This is a genomic window from Vibrio sp. Vb1755, from assembly GCF_033338635.1.
In the GTDB taxonomy this organism is placed as follows: Bacteria; Pseudomonadota; Gammaproteobacteria; order Enterobacterales; family Vibrionaceae; genus Vibrio; species Vibrio alginolyticus.
This window is the reverse complement of sequence record NZ_JAWOTA010000320.1, coordinates 1-1,086: the sequence shown is the minus strand read 5'-3', so window position 1 is coordinate 1,086 and position 1,086 is coordinate 1. Positions and strand designations below refer to the sequence as shown.

The window sequence follows — 1,086 nt, the reverse complement described above, 5'->3', positions numbered from 1 at the left end:
CGATAGAATCGTGTTGATGCTATTACCGTGCGCTTCAAGTTCTTGGATAACATTTGTCGCGACTTGAACTTCTTGCGCCAGATTCTGGATAGAGCCTTGCGTTTGATTCACTTGGCTAGAACCGTGAGCACATGCTTGCACCGCTTCTTCAGAGCTATGTGCTGTACTGTCTGCGTTACCCGCAATCTCTTGCGTTGCTGCTGCCATTTCATTAACCGCAGTCGCAACCATGTTGATTTCGTCTTGCTGGTAAGAAATACGCTGGCTACGTTCTTCTGCTTGTTCTGCCGTTGTACGTGCTTGCACAGAAAGTGAGGCAGAAACTTGGCTTAGCTTGGTAACCATCGTGTGCATGTTACCCACAAAGCGGTTGAAGTTCTCAGCCAGTTTGCCCACTTCATCGTCACTGCGAGGTTCTAGGCGTTGAGTAAGGTCGCCCTCACCAGGTGCAATTTCTTCCAATGCATCAGACACGCGGCCTAGGTCACGGAACAAGAAGCCAACCAACCAAGATACCGCAAGAATCACAACGATGGTGATCATCACAGCGGTGATCAGCAGGTCACGAAGCAGTACTGCATGGCCTGCTTCTTCTGTTGCGCGATCCATTTCAATCGCGAACATCCAATGCGTGCCAGGAACTTTATTGAAGTAGTAAAGCTTCTCTTGGCCTTTCAGCATCGTGCTTTCAATCTTGCCTTCTGCTGCCGCACGCTCAATAGCCTCTTCTGAAAAGTCTTTTAGAAAACTGGTGATAGGCTTAAGCGTTAGGCTTTTATCTGGGTGAGCAAGGAACGTACCTTCGTTCATATCAATCAACATTGCGTGCGCATTTTCACCCGCATCAAGATTGATTACGTAATCGATAAGCTGATCAATAAGTACGTCAGCACCCACTACACCGATAAACTTGCCGTTTTTCATTACTGGTTCAGCAATGGTCACTAGCAATGCGTTAGTGATAGCGTCTTGGTATGCTTCTGTGATGATCTGCTTACCTGCTGCATTGGCATCTTTATACCAAGGACGAGTACGCGGATCGTAGTCAGCACGGTTGCGCTCTGGGTGAGAACGGTACATATCTCC

Annotated in this window: 1 protein-coding gene; it reads right to left on the bottom strand. The window is 48.0% G+C overall.

The features are described 5' to 3' along the window. Positions 1 to 1,086 (bottom strand): methyl-accepting chemotaxis protein (locus tag R7E00_RS24855; RefSeq protein ID WP_318124887.1); only part of this gene is annotated, 1,086 nt, incomplete at both ends.